This is a genomic window from Calothrix sp. UHCC 0171, assembly GCF_034931845.1.
Lineage (GTDB): Bacteria > Cyanobacteriota > Cyanobacteriia > Cyanobacteriales > Nostocaceae > Brunnivagina.
Genome location: NZ_JAYGHN010000064.1, coordinates 1 through 16,547 on the forward strand (window position 1 = coordinate 1; position 16,547 = coordinate 16,547).

Genomic DNA, 16,547 nt, shown 5'->3' on the forward strand with positions numbered 1-16,547 from the left:
CCCTAATTCTTTCTAATTCGGGAATTACTTCAATAATTACCTGGGCATTATCTCCTAATGCTAAAAGTATTTTATCTTGCCATTGTTTAATGCTTTTATCACTTTCGGTTAATAAATGTCCCATCAAATCCCGAAATGCTTGGATAAATGCCGAAAAAGGAATATTTCGATTAAATTGGTCAAATTTACCCTTAATAAAATATCCCCGTTGCTTGACAATTGGCTTGTGAACTTCGTTGACTACGGCAGTTTTCCCAATACCTGAAAAACCAGCAACTAAGATTAACTCGCTTTTGCCGTGGTTATCAGCTAGACTCAAAGAGTCATGAGAGATGCCAGCAATTCTGTCAAATGCAGCTAATAGTTGCTCAACTTCATTTTCTCGACCATATAATTTTTCGGGGATAATAAATCTGTCACAAATATCTCGTTGGGCGATTGGGAAATAGGCGATTTTTCCTGTTGCTTGAATTTGAGATAAACATGTTTCTAAATCATGCTTTAATCCCAAAGCGCTTTGATATCTATCTTCAGCATTTTTTGCCATTAGCTTCATGACAATATCAGAAATCACAGGAGGAATTTCTTGATTTTGAATTGGCTCTGGTGTTTTCGCAATATGACAATGTACCAACTCCATCGGTTCATCTGATGTAAATGGTAATTTTCCAGTCAGTAATTCATAAAACGTTGCCCCCAAAGAATAAAAATCGCTCCGATAATCAATTCCCCGATTCATTCTCCCAGTTTGTTCAGGGGAAATATAAGCAAGAGTTCCTTCCAAAATGTTAGGACTTTTGATTTCTTGAATTTCTTTGGGAAGTAATGAAGCAATACTAAAGTCGATTAATTTTACTTGTTTGGTGTCTGGATTAATTAAAATATTCGCAGGTTTAATATCTTTATGGATAATACGGTGATTGTATAAGTCCTCAAGAGTATCAACTAGTTGCAAGGCGATGGATAAAAACTCTTGCAAGAATACAGTCTGTGAAGATGATTCATATTGCCGTCCCCAACACCGATTATATTCCCGTAAAGAAATTCCCCCAAAATCTTCCATTACCAAAGCGTAGCCGTTGTGATAGGGTTCTAAGGATAAAGGAGGCAGAATTCCTGATATCTGAAGATTTTTAGTAATTATGTATTGGTTGCGAAATTGTAATAGTTCGTTAAAACTAGGATATTCGGAAGCAAGAAATTTAATGACCACCGGACGACAATCTTTTTCTCGTATAGCTCGATACACTAATGTCTTAGAGCCAAAGTAGATTTGTTCGATTATTTGGTATCCAAAGATGACAGGAACATCAATACTGGTGGTCATTACTACTTTCTCCTTTTGATCGATGTAATTGCTTTACTAGAGCTTAGTATTCCCAGAGGGAGATACTTTAATCACAATGCAGCAAAATATTTAGCGATCGCAAAAGTTAAAGTATTTTATTATATGTTTACTTTCAAGTTTACTGGCGAATGGGGATTTTAATTACAAACTCAGTTCCTTGGTTAGGAATGGAAAAACATTCTAATTTACCACCATGCTTTTCGGTAATAATTTGATAGCTAATTGACATCCCCATACCTGTTCCTTTGCCAACAGGTTTAGTAGTAAAGAATGGGTTAAAAATTTGCTGTTGAATTGTTTCGGGTATACCGATACCATTATCTGCGATCGCAATTTCAATCCAGTCATTATCAATCACTAATGTACGAATTGTAATTTGCTTGGGATTGGCTGCGATTTCGGCAAACTTAAGTTTGCTATTTTTCTCTTCAATGGCATCAATTGCATTGGTTAAAATATTCATAAATACTTGATTTAACTGTCCGGCATAGCATTCAATTAGAGGTAATTGTTCGTAATCTTTAATAATGTTTATACCTGGATGTTCTGGTTTGTCTTTGAGGCGGTGTTGAAGAATAAGTAATGTACTATCAATACTTTCGTGGATATTGATTTCCTTAAACTCGGCTTCGTCCATCCGCGAAAATGTTCGTAAAGATAAGACTATTTCGCGAATACGTTGAGTACCAACTTTCATTGATTTAATAGTGTTTGGTAAATCTTCTTGAATGAAATCGACCTCAACGCTTTCTAAGAACTCCTGAATTTCGGAATTATTGTTAGTATGATTTCGTTGATATAATTCTACTAAATCTAACAATTCTTGAGTATATTGTTCTACATAAATTAGATTTGCGTGGATGAAGTTAACAGGGTTATTTATTTCATGGGCAACCCCAGCCACTAGTTGACCTAAACTAGACATTTTTTCAGATTGAATCATTTGTGTTTGAGTCAGTTTCAGTTTTTCTAGAGTATCTTTAATTGTTTGATTTTGAATCTGTAAGTCAGTTTCGGAAGCAACTATTTGGCTAAAGCGAGTGAGTAAACTAAAACTTCGATAAAAACTCAGAAAACTAGCTGCAACAATAACTGTGGCAAAATCTGCGAAGGTTTGCCAGATAGTCATATTATCGAATCCAAACATTTCCATAGCATGGAAAATGTGACCAACTGCACAACTAAAAAATATACCCGCAATAGTCAGAACTATTAAATCAATTCCTGTTTCTCTGTTGCGCCAAATACTGTAACTGATACTAAACGCAATCGTGAAATAGCAAAGCGAAATTATCAAGTTTTCGCCCTGTAACAACAGCAAATAATTATTACTTTCTTGATGATGAATCATATATGTTCGCTTAAAAAATTCGGATTAAAAATGATAAAGCCAACGCAAAAATCTGAAGACAGGAGCAGGTAGAGAAAAATAAATCATTGTAGGTTCGCTGGACTTGATATCATTTAATGTGAATTCGATGAAACTTACCCCTCCCCAAAAAAGAGAGGGGCAGAAAAATCTGTAATTTTAAACACAAGAAAGTATTTTTTTTCTGAATCATCTTGTCAATGATAAATATTGACCAAGATTTACTTTGATTCTTACTGATGAATGGGGATTTTAATCACAAACTCAGTTCCTTGATTAGGAATAGAAAAACATTCTAATTTACCGCCATGCTTTTCGGTAATAATTTGATAGCTAATTGACATACCCATCCCTGTTCCTTTACCAACAGGTTTAGTGGTAAAAAATGGGTTAAAAACCTTGTGTTTGACTTTCTCAGGTATCCCAATACCATTATCTGCGATCGCAATTTCAATCCAGTCATTATCAATCACTAATGTCCGAATTGTAATTTGATGAGGAGTTGCTGCGATTTCGGCAAAATTAAGTTTGCTATTTTTTTCGTTAATGGCATCAATTGCATTAGTTAAAATATTCATAAATACTTGATTTAACTGTCCGGCATAACATTCAACTAGAGGTAATTGGTCATAATTTTTAATTATCTGAATTGCCGGATGCTCTGATGTTTCCTTGAGGCGATGTTGCAATATCATGATTGTGCTATCGATACCTGTGTGGATATCTACTTTTTTAAATTCGGCTTCATCCATACGCGAAAATGTTCGCAGCGATAACACAATTTCACGGATACGTTCAGTCCCGACTTCCATCGATTTCAGGGTTTTAGGTAAGTCTTCCTGAATAAAATCTATATCTATTTCTGAGACTAATTCTGAAGTTTTTACGGGATGAGGATTGGATTGTTGAGAAATATTGACCAAATACAATAAATCTTGCATATATTGTTTGAGATGGTTAATATTTCCGTGGATAAAATTGACGGGATTATTAATTTCGTGGGCAATTCCAGCAACTAGTTGCCCTAAACTAGACATTTTTTCTGATTGAATTAATTGAGTTTGAGTGCGTTGCAATTCTTGTAAAGTTGATTCTAACTGAGTGGCTTTTTGGGTAAGTTCTTGGGTTCTTTCCGAAACTTTTTGCTCTAAAGTATGGGAATATTCCTCTAATTGACAATATAGTTGAGCATTTTCCAAGGAAATCGCTGCTTGGGTAGTGAGGAGTTGAATAACTTGTAAACGATCGCTTGTAAATGCACCTACAGTTAAGTTATTTTCCAGGTAGAGGATGCCAATTACTTTTCCTTTTTGGCTAATGGGAGTACATAGCACCGATTTGGGCTGCTGGCTGCTAATATAGCGATCGCTGGCAAATTGCACTACTGCACTTAAGTTTTCAAAAACAGCTGTTTCTTGCGATCGCGCCACTGTATAAATTAAACTTTGGGGAATCTCCTCAAATTCTCCAAGAGAGATTTCTAATCTTTGCGTCTGTTGTGTATTCGCTTGAGCAACTACGAACCACTCTTTATCTTGGTGTTTATCTTGGTGTTTATCTTGGCGGAGGATTAAACGCCCTATTTCTGCCCCCGCCGCCGAAATTGTAGTCTGCATTAAGGTTGCTAACAGCTTTTCCAATTCAATTTCTTGGGAGATAGCTTGTGCTGCTTTCATCACCACTGGAAAATCAAGCCATGAATTATGACTACTACTGACATTGGTGACACTTCTCATCACAGTTGAGGCGATGGTTCCCTCATAGTTGAAGGGGAGAGTGGGAACTTGGAGAATCGCTGCTAGCAGTTGGGGATAGTTTTCTTCTAAATGGGCAACTTTAGCCTTCGCACCCCAACGGGTATAGCAGTAGTAAGCTTCCTGCATATAGCCTGCGGCGACTTTTTCTTTGCCCCAATCGAGGTAAAATTTTGCTGCTAATTCGTTAGCTAAAGCTTCTTCTTGAAGATAGCCGTTTTCCTTGGCTCCCACAATTGCCTTGTCGTATAGTTCTATTGCTGCTGAATTTTGCTGTAAAAACCGATGTTGCTCCGCCTTGACTAAATCTAATTTATGTTGATGGTTCATGGGGGCATATTTTGCCCAAGTTGTCAGTTTCTCAAGGTTTTGTTCAATGCGTAGGTTGTATTCGCTTGAGTCTGCTGGGGCGAGCTTGTGGGCGTAAGTAAGTCGAGTCAGGGAATCATAAAAATAGTAGAGGGGAATGCTGGCTACGGCAGCCGCTCCACCTAAATACTTTTCTGCCATATTTGAAGCTTCTAAGGCAATTTCCCAGTTGCCAAACCAGAAATTGAGAATCAGTTTATTAATGAATAGGATTACCAGGGCGACATAATCATTGGCAGATTGGTGTAAAGGCAGCATTTCTGCCTCATTGTAGATATCACCAGCTAATGTACAAATAGAGTTCGATTCACCCAACAAATTCAAAACAATTTGGTAATAGATGTTGTGGTAATTGAGAATTGCGCCTTGGTTGAGTTTTTGGAGTGCCTGTTGGTAACGCTCCATTTCTGGCAGGAGATTGGGGAGTGGTTGACCTAAAAAATAGGCATAGCAACAGTAGGAGTAAGCTGAATAGCCTGTATAAGCAGAGTCCCCAGTATCTAGTCCAGTGGTATAACCAGACTGAAGTTGTGGTAGGCTATCGCGCAAATGTCCTGTCCAGTGGGTGATAAATAAGCCGTTCATGAAAAATGCCCTGGCTTGAAATTCTTGATCCCCTAGTTTATTACATAGGGCTAATGCTAGTTGCCCAAATTCGTAACCCGCCTTATAGTCGTCAAGCATGGCGCAATGGAGAAGACCATAGCAAGCAAACAGGTAAGCTGATGCCCCGGAAACGCCTACACGGGCGGATAATTCGACCCCACAGTAAGGTAATAGTGGATACAAAGGTGGTGCTGCCAAAAAAGCTGGGGCGGCTAGTTTCACCAGCACTCGCATTACGGCAATGGCTTGCTCATCAGTTGCCAGGGGAAGGTCAATAAGTTCTGCGGTTGTGCGATGCTTTTGCAGAGCCGCTACGCGATCGCCAATGGCTTGTCTGGCTCGTTCTAGTGCAGTTGTATAGTCTTCCAGGGTTGGTGTCTGGGGGAATTTGATCCCAAATTGGGCGAGAATTCCTAGCCCCAAATTCAATGATTCCAGTAATTTACCTTGAGCGACTAAGGCTTCGATTTGAATTTCCTGGGCTTTAATCAAATCCAAATTGGTTTTAGCCTGCTTCTGGAGTTCGCTCAATAACCGCTCCATTGTCTCAAAATCACCATTCAGATATGTTGCTTCGATGATGTCTGTGTAGAGGGATAAGGCTAGGGGATAATCTCGTTCCCAAACGCTCGCTGCCAATAGTTGAATGGCTGTTTGGAAATAATTCACAGCAGAACTGTAAGCTGTAGACTGTTTGGCTTGTCGTCCCGCCGTTACATTCAGTTCCGCTAATTGCCAGATGGCGGGAAGTTCTCGAATCAGTTGACGACCAAGATTTAACTGATTCACAATCTCAAAAATAGTCGCATTATTTGTGCATGTACGACTCTCGTTGAACAACAATTGACCGATTTTTAGGTGTGTTGCTGGTTTCTCTGCCTCTGGAATCAGGGAATAAGCAGCTTGTTGAACGCGATCGTGTAAAAACTTATAATCGGCAATCTCGGTATTTACTTGGATATTCTCCACTACCTCGCCGATGTAAAACTTGTAAATTTCACTCTTTGATAAAATCAGCCCTTCCTGTAGGGCAGACCACAATGCCGTTGCCATCTCAATTGTAGATTCTTCCGCAACGATCGCTAAGGTCTTTAAATCAAACTGGTTGCCAATACAAGCCGCCAATTTGAGTACATTTTGGGTGGCTTTTGGTAATTTCTGCAACTGCAACGCCATGAACTCCACCACATCATCGGTGAGGGCGGCTTCCCTTACCCGCGCAATATCACATTGCCAATGTCTCGCTTGGGGATCAAAGGTAATTAGTTGTTCTTGATACAGCGCCTTGATAAACTGGGTCGCAAAAAAGGGATTGCCCTGGGTTTTTTGATACACTAGCTTTGTTAAGGGTTGTGCCAAAGTAATTGCAGATTTGAGTGTATCGGCGACTAACTGATTCAAACTGGATTCACTCAAAGGCTTAAGTGTAATCGTATTAATTTTTGTCCCGGTTTTGGCGATCGCATCCAAGGTTAGTATGAATGGATGGGCTGCAAACACTTCGTTATCCCGGTAAGCACCAATCATCAGCAAATAACCTGTTCCCGACTCCGCCATCAGCAGTTGCAGTAAATTCAGCGAAGCCGAATCTGCCCATTGCAAATCATCCAAAAACATCACCAGGGGGTGTTCTGGCTGGGTAAATACTTGAATAAACTTTTGGAATAATAAATTGAAGCGATTCTGGGCGGCAGTTCCCGATAGTTCGGGCGCAGGCGATTGCTCTCCAATAATTTGTGCCAATTCAGGAATGACATCAATAATAACTTGGGCATTCTCCCCCAGTGCTTCCAGAATCTGTAATTTCCAACTCTGTAATTGAGCATCAGATTCACATAGCAGTTGTCCAATCAAATCACGGAAAGCTTGTACTAAAGCATCCAAAGGAATGTTACGATTAAATTGATCAAATTTTCCTTTGATAAAATAGCCCCGTTGCTGCACAATTGGCTTATGAACTTCGTTGACAATCGCAGTTTTACCAATACCCGAAAAACCAGCAACTAGGATTAATTCTGCTTTACCCTGGCTACCAAGCTGTGTTTTCTGAGACAGATTCAGAGGCTTGGAATTAGTATTTACACTCAGAGAATGAGAATGGTGATAGTCACGAGGATAGTTATGAGCAATTCCAGCAACCCTATCAAAAGCTGCTAATAGTTCCTGAACTTCATTTTCTCTACCATATAACTTTTCCGGGATGAGAAAGCGATCGCATGTATCTCTTTTGCCAATTTCAAAATAGGTAATTTCCCCAAGTTCGTGCCCAAGTTTGTGAAGTTGAGACAAGCATTTTGCTAAATCATGCTTTAACCCCAAAGCACTTTGATATCTATCTTCGGCATTTTTCGCCATCAATTTCATGACGATATCAGTAATAACTTGAGGAATTGCTGGATTCTGAATTGGCTCTGGTGTTTTCGCAATATGACAATGCACCAACTCCATCGGTTCATCTGATGGAAATGGTAATTTTCTATTCAGTAATTCATAAAAAGTCACACCCAAAGAATAAAAATCGCTGCGATAATCAATCCCCCGATTCATTCTCCCAGTTTGTTCTGGGGAAATATAAGCGAGAGTTCCTTCTAATACATTGGGACTTTTAATTTCTTGGGCTTCTTTGGGAAGTAATGAGGCAATGCTAAAATCAATTAACTTAACTTGCTTAGTATCTTGATTAATAAGAATATTTGCTGGTTTAATATCTTTATGAATTACCCGATGGCGATGAAGCTCATCTAAAATATCACATAGAGCGATCGCTATTTGTAAAAATTCCTGTAAAAAAGTGACATGTCCTGTGTCTAGATGGGTGAAGTAATCCTTGAGGGAAATTCCCCCAAAGTCTTCCATTACTAATGCATAGCCATTTTGGAACGGTTCGAGACTATGGGCTTGGATGATGCCGGGAAAATTGAAATTTTTGACAATCGTATATTGGTTACGAAATTGGACGAGTTCCTGAAAACTAGGATAAGGATTTTTCAGTAGTTTGATAACTACAGCTAAGGAGTCTGTTTTTCGGAAAGCACGATAAACAACTGTTCTAGAGCCATCATAAAGTGGTTTACTTACCTTGTATCCGGGAATATCAATAATTGTAGTCACCATACTGTATTTATCCTTTGTACTGCCGTATTTATTATTCCCAAATAAGTATTAATCTTTAATAGTTTAAAAAATAGTTCCAAAAATGGACATAAGTAACTGAAGTCACAATTAAATTTAGATATATATCAATTAATTCAATCTGCATCAAAATTCTTTTGCTCTCTGAATTTTCAGCTAAATAATTGAACATATATTAAATGTTATAAACTATTTCAGAGCTAAATAGTACAAAGAAAATACTTTTTTTAGAACAAAATATATTAGTGATATTACGTAAACAAATCTAGTTGTTAACTCAAATAAAACTTGATTGCAAGCAAGGAGAACAGAAATCAAGCAATCAATTTAGCGAATCCAGTTAATTGCTACCTAGTTTTAGTACCTCTGCTGTCATAATTTCAGCTTCAATCAAGCGTATCAGTGAGGCTATTTGCGAATATCCACAATTTGTAAAAAAAGAAATCTCTATATTTCTAGATTAAGTAAATACACATAAATGTCTGTAAAGTTAATTAATTACCTCCAATCTCCAAAAGTAACAGATGGTGATGTGGGGAAGCGGAAATGGAGAGACACGAAGATTTATTTTATGTGTTGGCAGATTTTGGAGAAACGATATTAAATATAAACCTCAGAGGATACATTGCACTCCCAGAGAAGGGACAATATCATCTTTTTATTGATTTTGATTTTGATTTTGATTTTAACAACGTATTTAATACTCAAACACGTCAAATTATTAGTGAATCTAACCCCTAAAAACATAGATTTCACTGTCGATTAAAACAGCGAAAAGCTTCCCTCTCCCCATTTGATGTCTAAATCAATACTAACTAATTTCCACTAACTACTCTTCTGTCACTACTGTATGCTATTTTCAGTAACGATATTCCCGGATATTGTCAAAATATTTGCTATTTTCTGATTTGATTTGCTGGCAGCTTTTCAATTGGGTAATGCAGGTATTTTTATCGTCATGATATCCCGCCACGGAAATTTGAATGGAAAATGAACGTGGGGGACAAAGGCGTGAATTAGTTCACAAGTCATTAGCAGATACTTGAATGCAAAAGATTATGAGGATGTTTACAGAAGGTTTAGCGGGGATTTGGTCGAATTTAGCGACAACTTGGGATTCAGGAGTTTTGATAGATGTTGCTTCCCGCTTTGTGATGTGGGGATTATTCTCACTTTTGCTAGTTGAGGTGTTGAGGGATAGCTATCATGCGTTGTGTCACCAAATTGATTGGTTGGCGAAATGGCACAACAAACATCATATGGTGTACAGACGAGATTTATCCATAGTTTCTGCAAAAGCTTACCAGGATTCGCAATTATATCATGACATGTTCGAGTCAGCTTTACTTGTCGTTGCGATCGCTATTATTGCTGTCTTCAGCCATGAAATTGGTTTTGGCTTGGGTGTATTTTACGCCAGTGGATTTTTATATGCCGCCAGCCTCCGCTATTTTCTGGGTACAATGGATACAGATTATGCTCACCGACCAGGAGCATTAGAAACAACACCATCATCTTGGTGGGTAAATCGTAGTTACCACTGGCGACATCATTTTGATGATGTTAATGCCTACTATAGCGGTGTGTTTCCCTTGGTAGATAAAATTTTGGGAACCGGACTTTCCCTTCAAGGTAAAACGATCGCAATTACAGGTGCTTCTGGTGCATTGGGACAAGCATTGAGTCAAGAACTATTGCGGCAAAATGCGAAAGTCTTAGCATTGACAACCAATCCTGATAAATTAGCAGTCGATGGTACTGGCAATAATCGTTTCAAAGTTCTGTCATGGCAAATGGGTAAAGAAACAGAATTAAAAGAAAAATTTGAGAAAGTTGATATATTAATTATTAATCATGGAGTGAACGTTTATGGCGATCGCACCACGGAAGCAATTAATTCTTCCTATGAAATCAATACATTTTCTGCACTGCGGTTAATTGATATTTTCTCCAGTACCGTCACTGGGGCACAATCAAAAGCAACAAAAGAAATTTGGGTTAATACATCCGAAGCTGAAGTCTCGCCTGCCCTCAGTCCACTTTACGAACTCAGCAAACGAGCTTTGGGAGATATTGTCAACCTGAAACGTTTAGATGATACTTGTATAATTCGCAAATTAATTCTTGGACCTTTTAAAAGCCAACTTAATCCCTATGGTGTCATGTCAGCGCCGCAAGTTGCCAAGGGAATTGTATTTTTTGCCAAGCGTGATTTTCGTAATATCATTGTGACAATTAATCCTTTGACGTACATATTTCTCCCAATAAAGGAAACCATCACTTGGTTGTACTATCGCATTTTTAGTCAGGGTAAAAAAGAATAATTACGGGTTATTATGATGATAATTGAAATGATTTGGTGATTATTATGATGCAAATTCCCAAATATCTCACAATTATCTAATACCATTTCACGAAAAATCTGATACAGATGTAAATCCTGAAAGCTTTGCTGCATCTAAGTTTTTTAATTGCGTTAGCGAAGCTCTTCCGAAGGAAGCATTGCGTAGCTTTAGCTTCTCGCTCTGAGAGTATTGCGAATTGCGAATTGCGAATTGCGAATTGCGAATTGGTATAACCCTATCTACTCAAGTATAAAAGTTGAAGATAAAACTTCAAGAGAGTGACGTATTATCCCTCTCTTGATTTTTTTGATTTTTAAGGTGAGGGTACTTTCCCAGATATTCTGATGTTCCAGACGAAAACTCAGTATATTTTACTATCAATATCGTTGATAATCATGCAGCAATGCTACGTGAATTGGAGTAACATTCTTAGAGTCTTGGATTTGTTACTTGGCGAGAACTTTTCAATTTGACAGTTTTGTGAGACTCTACAAAAATAGCAACTTCTAGTTCCGAAATTCTGAGTGCTGATTGTTACCAAATATAAATCATCGAGGAATTCATGACTACTCAAAATTGCTATTTAGGAATTAAAAAATGTCAATCTTTGATTGCGATCGGCAGAATTGTAGGCGAATCAGTCTATCCTTAGGATATCAGTAATGACTTTATGTCATTTCACTGCAATGTTGAGTTCTTTGATTATTGTGAAGTAACGATTTTACCTTTAATTCCAAATTTACATTGGATAAAGAATAAACGCAACTGGGCTACATTTTCCGGTTTGGATTTTTAGAAATTCAATACCCCCACTTTCAACTAATTAGTAGCCTGATGTTGCCTAAACAGAAGCAAATTGAGGTAGCATCCGTTGAACTCGTCAAGTAAAAATAACCAAATCTTCCAGTTTGAAAGTCCAGATCATAGCCCAGGGTTTTTACTGTGGCAGGTGTCTAATCTTTGGCAACGAAAAATGAATTCGGGACTCAGTAAATTGGGATTGACACATGTACAATTTGTGCTGTTGGCAGGCATAATTTGGCTCAACCAAGGACAAGAAACTGTTACCCAAGCAAAATTAGCAGCCCATGCGAAAACTGATATTATGATGACTTCTAAGGTATTACGTGCTTTGGAACAAAGAGGTTTAGTAAAACGGGAGATTGATGCAAAAGATACTAGAGCAAAATCACTAACAGTTACTCAGGAAGGAGAGGATTTAACAGTTGCGGCAATTCACATTGTTAATAGAATCGATCATGATTTTTTCAACACCTTAGAAGGGGCTGTAACAGATTTTAATTCACATCTACTGAAAATTCTGGAAGCAAGCAGATAGGGTTAAGCAAATGGGAGAGAATGGGGGCTTATTTATCTTTTTCTGTTCTCCTCCCGGAAATATCCAATCAATATCAGCCCAAAAAGCGATCGCATGTAACTGTTGATAATGGTAAGAATTTTTACCAACGAACTACTGCCCTTAAATTTGATACCATGCTGTTAAAGCCACAGCCAAACCATCAGCAGCATCATCAGGCTTAGGTATCTGATCTAAATTCAACTCCCGGGCTACAGCCTCTTGAACTTCAATTTTTTCGGCATTACCATACCCAGTTAAAGCTTGTTTGATTTGAGCCGGAGTAAATTCAACATACGGAACTTTATGCTGGGCAAGTACCAACATAATGACACCCCGCGCTTGAGCGACTAATATGGTATTTCCCATTCGATAGAAAAATAGTTTTTCAATTGCGACTAAATCCGGCTTGATATCTCCAATCAGAGTATGCAAATCATCAAACAAAGTACACAACCGGATTCCCATTTCTGCATCTGCTGGTGTAACGATCGCACCATAATCTAACATATGTACTGGTGTATCCTGTAACCTATTTTGGTTTTGCGTACATTTAATCGCGCCGAATCCTAAAATAGCAAATCCTGGGTCAATTCCTAAAATACACTTTTCCATAAACTTGAATTTATTTTGATTTACCGAGACGGATTAATTATGATTAGTCAAATTGGCAACTTTAATTACCAGCCTTTGGTCTAATCGAATTGGGAAATGTCATAATTCCGTACTTGGGGTTTCAAGCAGGTAGTGTACATTTTCTGTTAATCATTGTTTTAACCACTGCGAAAAAATGCTGGTATGTCAATTGGTTTTATCAGACAAGCTCTAAATAGTCTGCAACAGCAGTCACGTCGTCGAACTTCCCACCGAGTTAGCCAGTGGTTCAAATGGCTGTCCCCTGGACTGGCAATTAAGCGCTGGTTACTAATTAGTGTCGGAGGTGTGTTGCTTGGATTTTTGGGGTTAGCAATTTGGATTCGACTAACACCAATTTTTTGGGCAATTGAATTAATTAGAAATTTCTTAAGCAGAATCACCGATATCGTACCCTACTATATTAGCGGTCCTGTGGTTTTGCTCTTTGGTTTGTTGCTCCTAGTATGGGGACAAACTCGAACTGTGAGTTCGATTACTGAGGTTATTCGTCCCAATCCCGATCAAGAACTCGTTGATGTGTTGCTGGCACATCGTCGTTTATACCGAGGACCTAAAATAGTTGTGATTGGTGGGGGAACGGGTCTTTCCAACCTATTACGAGGTTTGAAAACTTACAGCGCCAATATTACGGCTATTGTTACTGTCGCCGATGATGGCGGCTCTTCTGGTCGGTTGCGGCAAGAATTTGGTGTGCTACCACCGGGGGATATTCGTAACTGTTTGGCAGCCTTAGCGGATGAAGAAAAGCTACTCACAGAACTGTTTCAGTACCGCTTTAGTGTCGGTGATGGTTTGAGTGGTCATAGTTTTGGTAATTTATTTTTAACTGCTCTCAGTGAAATTACTGGAGACTTAGAACGTGCTGTGGCTGCTAGCTCTAAAGTATTGGCGATTCGCGGACAGGTTTTACCAGCAACTCTGAGTGATGTGAGATTATGGGCTAAGTTAGCCGATGGTCGCCGCATTGAGGGTGAATCTAGCATTTCTAAGGCTGGAGGTAGTATTGTTGACTTTGGCTGTACTCCGGCAAATCCCCCAGCTTTACCCGCAGCCATCAAGGCAATTAAGGAGGCGGATTATATTATTATGGGTCCGGGAAGCCTATATACGAGTGTAATTCCTAACTTGTTAGTGCCGGAAATTGCTGATGCGATCGCGGCAACAAATGCTCCTCGGATTTACATTTGTAATATTATGACGCAACCTGGGGAAACTCAGGGATACTCAGTTGCTGAACATATTCGCGCAATTGATAAAGCCTGTGGTAGAGCTTTGTTTAATGCAGTGCTAGTTCATAAAAAATCACCTTCCGCCCGTGCCTTAATTCGTTATTCTCAAAGTAAGTCCCATCCTGTCTTTTTAGATCGAGAAGATGTCACAAAACTGGGAAGACGAATTGTTTTGGCGAATGTGATGCATGAAGATGATGATGGATGCGTGCGTCATGATTCGGAAAAGTTAGCTAAGGTGCTGTTTCGCTGGTATAGCGGGGCTAAGGTTTAGTTGGTTCATTTTTGCCTGTAGGTATCTAGGCAACCTGATGTTATCTGTTATTCCTGCTAATGGCAGAACTATACAACTGATTGCGAAACCATGCTTTGCAAAATTTCTTGTAAATCTTGCGTCAGGTTAGTGACAGCCTGTCTTGCCGATCGCTTGTCTTTGTGATACATTGACCAGCGCTGGGTTACTGAAATTGGTTCGCCAATTGTGACTGTAGATTTTCGTAAACCCAGGCGAGGGCGACCGGGAAGGGTGTTATCCTGAAGTCTGGCTGTAATATCAAACATTAACAGTAATATTTCGGCAAAGCGTTCCACAGTGGGTTTATCTTGAATATAGTTGGCTGTGACTGCAATAAAGCTTTCGACTAACCGCATATGCTGCATTCGCAAGTCTGCTTCGGATGCTACCCAATCAGCAAGTCCCCGTGCAAAGGGAGATAAGCTATTTAAATCGGACACATCTTCGCGATAAATATAACTCCAGCCAGCTTCCTCCAAACGACGACATCTATCGATAAATGTCCCTTGCGACTCAATGCCAAAATATTGTTCGGCAACCCGCAATGCAGTATCTTGTAGGCGGTGCAGGCGGGCAAGTATGATTTTTTCTGGGTTTGTGGATATATCCTCACTAATTTCTGCCAGATGTTGATGGTAAAAGCGTTGATAAAATTCTTCCATCTGTGAAAGTAGATTTTTGGCAATACAAAGCAGGCGTTGATAGTATATTTCTTCTCTTGCCTCTGACTGGAGGTTATATTCACCAGATTTGACTGGCAAACCGCTATCTGCCTCCAACTTAGCCAACAGCCAATCAATTTTTTGCCAAGGCGGTTTTGGGTAACTATATTGAATTGTAATTGGCACAATCAATACTTCTTCGCAACGATTCGCTTTGAGTAAATCTTCAACACACCAAAATGCCAACTGAGCAACACCTGGTTCTAAGGGACTAACTGTACTACTATGACCATTAGTTGCCCCTTCTGGTGCAATAGTTACGGGCATTTCCCCCCGGAGCAGAATTTCTCTGGTCATTTGTAAACTGCGTTTGTCAATTCTTTTACCACGACGAATCGGGAATCCACCTAACTGGGAGAATAACCAACCCAACCAATCTCCTGCCCAAATTGTCATGCCGCGATCGTAAAGAAAATGGCTGTGAATCGGCTTTTTCAGCTTGATTCCCAATTGCCGGGCAGTTTTGGGGACGGCGCGAGAAAGTAGATAAAATACCGATAATGGGTCATCGACTTCTGGATGACGGAAAGCGATTAAGAAACGAATTTTACCTGCTTGGAATTGCTGGTATATTTTCACTAGCGTTTCTACATTTTTAGTTTCCACGTGAACAATACCTGCTGGCAACCAAGGTCTCAGCCGAAAGCGAAGTAAGATAGGTAAACACCACTGCGCTAGCTTCAGAACAACTGGATTGAAATGAGGGGGAATAAATTTTAGTGGTGGTTGAGCGCAACGAATTTCTTCAGGCAATGTTATTCTCCATGCTGTGTGAATTAGCAACTATATCCACTGGCAAAAAAATAAATAAAATACTTAGGAATGAGACTTTAATGACCTGCATTTCCGATTTAATTGGGAATGGTGCGTTACTAGATTAACTAGATGCAATATTTACAACTTTCAGATTGTCTCTGAATCTGTTGATAAATTCCGAAAAAATCAACATTTTGCAAAATAAACCTCTAGCATTAGAACTCAGAAGACAGAATTAATAATTTTAGTAAGCTGTTAAGCGCCTAAATTATATAAACAAAGCGGGCAGGATGCCCCGGAGTTTTCCGTGAAGAACATCTCCCCGGAAACACCTCTCCGCACTACAATTATTTTGAATTTTTGACTTATATGATTTAGCTGCACATCAGCTTATGACGATCGCATCCTCTATCTGTAACTGTTACTATTTCAGTATTCCCAAAATTGACGGGTAATTTACCGAGATGCGATCGCAATTTAGTGAAAAATGATAATTATTGTTACTGGGGTTTCGGGTTCGGGTAAATCTACCATCGGTGAAATGCTGGCGGATTCTCTCCAATGGGATTTTCAAGATGCCGATAATTTCCATTCTCTAGAGAATATCG

10 protein-coding genes are annotated in these 16,547 nt (G+C 39.0%); 5 read left to right on the top strand and 5 right to left on the bottom strand.

Going from position 1 to position 16,547, the window contains the following annotated elements; genetic code table 11:
- The 3 genes from VB733_RS25735 to VB733_RS25745 form a co-directional block, all read right to left on the bottom strand.
- The coding region (locus VB733_RS25735; protein WP_323342897.1) for a protein kinase domain-containing protein at positions 1-1,327 on the bottom strand (1,327 nt) is incomplete at its 3' end.
- 139 nt (positions 1,328-1,466) lie between these two features.
- Complete coding sequence (locus VB733_RS25740) at positions 1,467-2,699, bottom strand: sensor histidine kinase (RefSeq protein ID WP_323342898.1); 1,233 nt, start codon at positions 2,697-2,699, stop codon at positions 1,467-1,469.
- 251 nt (positions 2,700-2,950) lie between these two features.
- Complete coding sequence (locus tag VB733_RS25745) at positions 2,951-8,560, bottom strand: AAA family ATPase (RefSeq protein WP_323342899.1); 5,610 nt, start codon at positions 8,558-8,560, stop codon at positions 2,951-2,953.
- A gap of 564 nt (positions 8,561-9,124) precedes the next feature.
- Between VB733_RS25745 and VB733_RS25750 the strand changes: the two genes are divergently transcribed.
- From VB733_RS25750 to VB733_RS25760, 3 genes are all read left to right on the top strand, one after another.
- Positions 9,125-9,319, top strand: coding sequence for a hypothetical protein (locus VB733_RS25750; protein WP_323342900.1), 195 nt, complete (start codon positions 9,125-9,127; stop codon positions 9,317-9,319).
- A gap of 323 nt (positions 9,320-9,642) precedes the next feature.
- Positions 9,643-10,902, top strand: coding sequence for a bifunctional sterol desaturase/short chain dehydrogenase (locus VB733_RS25755; protein ID WP_323342905.1), 1,260 nt, complete (start codon positions 9,643-9,645; stop codon positions 10,900-10,902).
- Between the two features lie 994 nt (positions 10,903-11,896).
- Positions 11,897-12,262 (top strand): MarR family winged helix-turn-helix transcriptional regulator, encoded by a 366-nt coding sequence (locus VB733_RS25760; RefSeq protein ID WP_323342901.1) that lies wholly within the window; start codon positions 11,897-11,899, stop codon positions 12,260-12,262.
- Positions 12,263-12,403: 141 nt separating this feature from the next.
- Here VB733_RS25760 and ruvC read toward each other — a convergent pair whose 3' ends face one another.
- Positions 12,404-12,895, bottom strand: coding sequence for a crossover junction endodeoxyribonuclease RuvC (gene ruvC, locus VB733_RS25765; RefSeq protein WP_323342902.1), 492 nt, complete (start codon positions 12,893-12,895; stop codon positions 12,404-12,406).
- A gap of 183 nt (positions 12,896-13,078) precedes the next feature.
- Between ruvC and VB733_RS25770 the strand changes: the two genes are divergently transcribed.
- Entirely contained in the window at positions 13,079-14,440 is a 1,362-nt protein-coding gene (locus tag VB733_RS25770) for a gluconeogenesis factor YvcK family protein (protein ID WP_323342903.1), read from the top strand.
- 68 nt (positions 14,441-14,508) lie between these two features.
- Here the strand turns inward: VB733_RS25770 and VB733_RS25775 are convergent, their stop codons facing one another.
- Positions 14,509-15,936: a lysophospholipid acyltransferase family protein gene (locus VB733_RS25775; protein ID WP_323342904.1), complete on the bottom strand. Its 1,428-nt coding sequence runs from the start codon at positions 15,934-15,936 to the stop codon at positions 14,509-14,511.
- A gap of 490 nt (positions 15,937-16,426) precedes the next feature.
- On the opposite strand from VB733_RS25775, the gene VB733_RS25780 reads away from it, so the two are divergent.
- On the top strand, positions 16,427-16,547 hold a 121-nt coding region (locus VB733_RS25780), incomplete at its 3' end, for a shikimate kinase (RefSeq protein WP_323342906.1).

Bases quoted from the DNA above. Each gene is read 5' to 3' on its own strand.
- VB733_RS25760 (WP_323342901.1), top strand. From the start codon at position 11,897: ATGAATTCGGGACTCAGTAAATTGGGATTGACACATGTACAATTTGTG.
- VB733_RS25745 (WP_323342899.1), bottom strand. From the start codon at position 8,560: ATGGTGACTACAATTATTGATATTCCCGGATACAAGGTAAGTAAACCA.
- VB733_RS25750 (WP_323342900.1), top strand. From the start codon at position 9,125: ATGGAGAGACACGAAGATTTATTTTATGTGTTGGCAGATTTTGGAGAA.
- VB733_RS25755 (WP_323342905.1), top strand. From the start codon at position 9,643: ATGTTTACAGAAGGTTTAGCGGGGATTTGGTCGAATTTAGCGACAACT.
- VB733_RS25740 (WP_323342898.1), bottom strand. From the start codon at position 2,699: ATGATTCATCATCAAGAAAGTAATAATTATTTGCTGTTGTTACAGGGC.
- VB733_RS25770 (WP_323342903.1), top strand. From the start codon at position 13,079: ATGTCAATTGGTTTTATCAGACAAGCTCTAAATAGTCTGCAACAGCAG.
- ruvC (WP_323342902.1), bottom strand. From the start codon at position 12,895: ATGGAAAAGTGTATTTTAGGAATTGACCCAGGATTTGCTATTTTAGGA.